This is a genomic window from Corynebacterium parakroppenstedtii (assembly GCF_019754935.1).
Lineage (GTDB): Bacteria > Actinomycetota > Actinomycetes > Mycobacteriales > Mycobacteriaceae > Corynebacterium > Corynebacterium parakroppenstedtii.
Genome location: NZ_JAGSOA010000004.1, coordinates 1 through 5,838 on the forward strand (window position 1 = coordinate 1; position 5,838 = coordinate 5,838).

At 55.0% G+C, this 5,838-nt stretch carries 3 rRNA genes; all 3 read left to right on the top strand.

Annotated features, from left to right (window positions below):
• Positions 1-526 precede the first annotated feature (526 nt).
• The 3 genes from KCQ76_RS10675 (at position 527) to rrf (ending at position 5,751) form a co-directional block, all read left to right on the top strand.
• Positions 527-2,047 (top strand): 16S ribosomal RNA (locus tag KCQ76_RS10675).
• A gap of 402 nt (positions 2,048-2,449) precedes the next feature.
• Positions 2,450-5,522: ribosomal RNA gene (locus tag KCQ76_RS10680) — 23S ribosomal RNA — on the top strand.
• A 112-nt stretch (positions 5,523-5,634) separates the two neighbouring features.
• A 5S ribosomal RNA gene (gene rrf, locus KCQ76_RS10685) occupies positions 5,635-5,751 on the top strand.
• The 16S, 23S and 5S rRNA genes sit together here, the layout of an rRNA operon.
• Positions 5,752-5,838: the final 87 nt, after the last annotated feature.

A 5,838-nucleotide genomic window follows, 5' to 3' on the forward strand; every position in this document is an offset into this window, starting at 1 on the left:
TTTGTTGTGGGTGTTTTGTGGTTGTGTGCTGGGGGTTTGTGGTGTGTGGGTGGGGTGTGTAGTGTTCTTTGTCGTCGCCGAGGCAGCCCGCCCGGTTACTGGGAAGGCAGTGATCTGGTTGTGGGTTGTGTTGGTGGTTGGGGTGGAGATTCTTTCACTGTTTTTGTTTGCCGGTTTTGGGGCGTGTTTGCGTCTGGCTGGTTGTGGTGTTAGGGTTTCTGCTTGCTGCACGTGCTGGTGCGCCGGTTGTGGTGTGCTTGGTGGTGTGTGTGCGTGTGTTGTGTGAGAACTCGATAGTGTGCCAATGTACTTTTGTGTTGGTCGCAGCAGGTGCCACAGTGTTGTGGTGGTTGCTTTGATCATCATGACAAGATTTTTTATCACCTAAGTTTTTTGTGGTGTGGTTGTGGTCTGCCTGCCCCGTTGGTGGGCTGCAACATTTGTTTTTTATGGATTCTGATGCAGGATTTTGTTTTTGTGTCGGGGTTTGTTTTTTGCTTGGTTTTCAGGCTTTTTGTGCTTTGTTTGTATGGAGAGTTTGATCCTGGCTCAGGACGAACGCTGGCGGCGTGCTTAACACATGCAAGTCGAACGGAAAGGCCCTGCTTGCAGGGTGCTCGAGTGGCGAACGGGTGAGTAACACGTGGGTGATCTGCCCCTTACTTTGGGATAAGCCTGGGAAACTGGGTCTAATACTGGATAGGACCATGCTGTAGGTGGTGTGGTGGAAAGATTAGTTTCGGTAAGGGATGAGCTCGCGGCCTATCAGCTTGTTGGTGGGGTAATGGCCTACCAAGGCGTCGACGGGTAGCCGGCCTGAGAGGGTGGACGGCCACATTGGGACTGAGATACGGCCCAGACTCCTACGGGAGGCAGCAGTGGGGAATATTGCACAATGGGCGCAAGCCTGATGCAGCGACGCCGCGTGGGGGATGACGGCCTTCGGGTTGTAAACTCCTTTCAGCCATGACGAAGCCTTCGGGTGACGGTAGTGGTAGAAGAAGCACCGGCTAACTACGTGCCAGCAGCCGCGGTAATACGTAGGGTGCGAGCGTTGTCCGGAATTACTGGGCGTAAAGAGCTCGTAGGTGGTCTGTCGCGTCATTTGTGAAAGCCCGGGGCTTAACTCCGGGTTGGCAGGTGATACGGGCATGACTGGAGTACTGTAGGGGAGACTGGAATTCCTGGTGTAGCGGTGAAATGCGCAGATATCAGGAGGAACACCGGTGGCGAAGGCGGGTCTCTGGGCAGTAACTGACGCTGAGGAGCGAAAGCATGGGTAGCGAACAGGATTAGATACCCTGGTAGTCCATGCCGTAAACGGTGGGCGCTAGGTGTGGGTTTCCTTCCACGGGATCCGTGCCGTAGCTAACGCATTAAGCGCCCCGCCTGGGGAGTACGGCCGCAAGGCTAAAACTCAAAGGAATTGACGGGGGCCCGCACAAGCGGCGGAGCATGTGGATTAATTCGATGCAACGCGAAGAACCTTACCTGGGCTTGACATGCACTGGATGCGGCCAGAGATGGTTGTTCCCTTTGTGGCTGGTGTGCAGGTGGTGCATGGTTGTCGTCAGCTCGTGTCGTGAGATGTTGGGTTAAGTCCCGCAACGAGCGCAACCCTTGTCTCGTGTTGCCAGCATTTGGTTGGGGACTCGCGGGAGACTGCCGGGGTTAACTCGGAGGAAGGTGGGGATGACGTCAAATCATCATGCCCCTTATGTCCAGGGCTTCACACATGCTACAATGGCTGGTACAGAGAGTTGCGATACCGTGAGGTGGGGCTAATCTCGTAAAGCCAGTCTCAGTTCGGATTGGAGTCTGCAACTCGACTCCATGAAGTCGGAGTCGCTAGTAATCGCAGATCAGCAATGCTGCGGTGAATACGTTCCCGGGCCTTGTACACACCGCCCGTCACGTCATGAAAGTTGGTAACACCCGAAGCCGGTGGCCTAAACTCGTTAGGGAGCCGTCGAAGGTGGGATTGGCGATTGGGACGAAGTCGTAACAAGGTAGCCGTACCGGAAGGTGCGGCTGGATCACCTCCTTTCTAAGGAGCTTTCATTTTTTGTGTTGGCGCTTGCTTGGCCGGTGGCCGGCTGGTGTCAATGTTGTGTTTTGTGGGTGGATGGCTTGCTGGGGCACGCGGTTGTTCGTGTGCGGCATCATAATCATCGGGTATTGGTATCTGGTGGTGGGTGGTGTGTGGCTGACACAAATGGTTTTTGGGGTGCGTTGGTGCATTGTTGGGTGTCTGGGATGGCACATGGTTGTTGTTCCTGGCCCGGCTGCAGGTGATTGTCACGGTGTGTGGTGGTTGCGTGTGGTGTGGGTGTGTTGTGTGAGAACTGGATAGTGGACGCGAGTAATCTTTTCTTTTTGTATTTTGTCTGGTTTATTCATACTCCGTCACGCACTGTTGTGTGTGGTGGGGTTGTGTTGCCTTTTTGTTGTTGTTTGTTGTAGGGGCGCACGGTGGATGCCTGGGCACATTACGCCGATGAAGGACGTGGAAGGCCGCGATAGTCCTCGGGGAGTTGTCAATCAAGCGTTGATCCGAGGGTGTCCGAATGGGGTAACCTTGCCGTAGTTGTGTGCGGTGACCTGCTGGTGAATGTATAGCCGGTGTGGGGGTGACGCGGGGAAGTGAAACATCTTAGTACCTGTAGGAAGAGAAAATAATAATGATTCTGCGAGTAGTGGCGAGCGAAAGTGGATGATGGCTAAACCATATGCGTGTGAGACTTGCTAGGGGTTGCGTGTGTGGTGTTGTGGGGCCGTGGTGTTGGGTGGCTAGTGACGCCCTCCTGCGTGTGGTGTGTTAGCGGAAGTGGTTTGGAATGGCCTGCCGTAGACGGTGAGAGTCCGGTACGTGAAAACACAGTGTGCGTGGGGTGCTGTGGTGCCCGAGTAGCAGTGGGCTCGTGGAATCTGCTGTGAATCTGCCGGGACCACCCGGTAAGCCTGAATACGTGATGTGACCGATAGTGGATAGTACCGTGAGGGAATGGTGAAAAGTACCCCGGGAGGGGAGTGAAAGAGTTCTTGAAACCGTGTGCCTACAAGCCGTCAGAGCCTCATTGGTGGGGTGATGGCGTGCCTTTTGAAGAATGAGCCTGCGAGTCAGCGGCGCGTCGCGAGGTTAACCCGTGTGGGGTAGTCGTAGGGAAACCGAGTCCTAATTGAGGGCGGTTGTTAGTGGCGTGTCCTGGACCCGAAGCGGGGTGATCTACCCATGGCCAGTGTGAAGCATCGGTAAGACGTTGTGGAGGCGCGAACCCACGTAGGTTGAAAACTGCGGGGATGAGTTGTGGGTAGGGGTGAAAGGCCAATCAAACTCCGTGATAGCTGGTTCTCCCCGAAATGCATTTAGGTGCAGCGTTGCGTGTTTCTTGTTGGAGGTAGAGCGACTGGATGGTTTAGCGGGACTATCATCTTAGCGACATCAGCCAAACTCCGAATGCCAGCAAGGTGAGAGCGTGGCAGTGAGACTGCGGGGGATAAGCTCCGTGGGTCGAGAGGGAAACAGCCCAGATCGCCGGCTAAGGCCCCTAAGTGTGTACTAAGTGGAAAAGGATGTGGGATCGCGAAGACAACCAGGAGGTTGGCTTAGAAGCAGCCATCCTTGAAAGAGTGCGTAATAGCTCACTGGTCGAGTGGTTGTGCGCCGACAATGTAGTGGGGCTGAAGTGCACCGCCGAAGCCGCGGAAACCACGTTTGTGGTTTGGTAGGGGAGCGTCGTGTGCTCGTGGAAGCTGCCAGGTGACTGGTGGTGGAGGGTATGCGAGTGAGAATGCAGGCATGAGTAGCGAATGACAAGTGAGAATCTTGTCCGCCGGATGACTAAGGGTTCCTGGGTTAAGCTTTTCTTCCCAGGGTGAGTCGGGGCCTAAGGCGAGGCCGTCAGGCGTAGTCGATGGATAACGGGTTGATATTCCCGTACCCGTGCATGCGCGCCCATGGTGAATCAGTGATACTAACCGCCCTGAAGCACGCATTGCGGTCTTTGGATTGTGGTGTGTGTGGATGCGTGGGGCCTGATCTGGTAGTAGTCAAGTGATGGGGTGACGCAGTGTGGTAGCCGAGCCACTGAGTGGATTGTGGTGTAAGCGTGTAGCCCGGCATTTAGGTAAATCCGGATGCTATTGAGGGTGAGGCGTGATGCGTACCCGTTGTGGGGATGTTGGTGATCCATTGCTGTCGAGAAAAGCCTCTAGCGATGTGTGTGTGCGGCCCGTACCCGAAACCGACACAGGTGGTCAGGTAGAGAATACTAAGGCGACGGGTGAACTGTGGTTAAGGAATTCGGCAAAATGCCCCCGTAACTTCGGGAGAAGGGGGACCACTGCTGGTGACAGACTGGTTGAGCTGGTGGTGGTCGCAGAGAGTAGAGGGAAGCGACTGTTTACTAAAAACACAGGTCCGTGCGAAGACGTGAAGTCGAGGTATACGGACTGACGCCTGCCCGGTGCTGGAAGGTTAAGAGGACCTGTTAGGCCGCTTTTGGTGGTCGAAGCGGAGAATTTAAGCCCCAGTAAACGGCGGTGGTAACTATAACCATCCTAAGGTAGCGAAATTCCTTGTCGGGTAAGTTCCGACCTGCACGAATGGCGTAACGACTTCTCTGCTGTCTCAACCACAGGCCCGGCGAAATTGCAGTACGAGTAAAGATGCTCGTTACGCGCGGCAGGACGAAAAGACCCCGGGACCTTCACTATAGCTTGGTATTGGTGTTTGGTTCGGTTTGTGTAGGATAGGTGGGAGACTGTGAAGCGGCCACGCTAGTGGTGGTGGAGTCGTTGGTGAAATACCACTCTGATCGTATTGAGCATCTCAACCTCGGCCCATGATCTGGGTTAGGGACAGTGCCTGGTGGGTAGTTTAACTGGGGCGGTTGCCTCCTAAATGGTAACGGAGGCGCCCAAAGGTTCCCTCAGCCTGGTTGGCAATCAGGTGGTGAGTGTAAGTGCATAAGGGAGCTTGACTGTGAGACTGACGGGTCGAGCAGGAACGAAAGTTGGGACTAGTGATCCGGCACTGGCTTGTGGATGCGGTGTCGCTCAACGGATAAAAGGTACCCCGGGGATAACAGGCTGATCTTCCCCAAGAGTCCATATCGACGGGATGGTTTGGCACCTCGATGTCGGCTCGTCGCATCCTGGGGCTGGAGTAGGTCCCAAGGGTTGGGCTGTTCGCCCATTAAAGCGGCACGCGAGCTGGGTTTAGAACGTCGTGAGACAGTTCGGTCTCTATCCGCCGCGCGCGTGGAAACTTGAGAAAGGCTGTCCCTAGTACGAGAGGACCGGGACGGACGTACCTCTGGTGTGCCAGTTGTTCTGCCTGGGGCAGGGCTGGTTGGCTACGTACGGGAGGGATAACCGCTGAAAGCATCTAAGCGGGAAGCCTGTTTCATGATGAGGTTTCTTTTGAGGTTCCCCAGAGATGATGGGGTTGATAGGCCGGATCTGTAAGCATTGTGAGGTGTTGAGGTGACCGGTACTAATTGACCGAACTAAAACAACAACAAATCATGACTGAATCGTTGTGAAAAAGAATTGTTGGTTGCTTGCGTCTGCTGTTTGGTGTCTTGTGCAGCACACCCCCGTGGGTTGGGTGTGTGTTGTCCTTTTGTGTGTGTTGGTGGTTAGTGCGGTGGGGTCACGCCCGGTCCCTTTCCGAACCCGGAAGCTAAGCCTGCCTGCGCCGATGGTACTGCACCTGGGAGGGTGTGGGAGAGTAGGTCGCCGCCAACCGTAACGTTGGAACAATAGAATATGTGGTGTTTGTGTGTGGTGTGAGCCGAAACCCCGGGCGGGGTTGGGCCCGCACCACACACATTT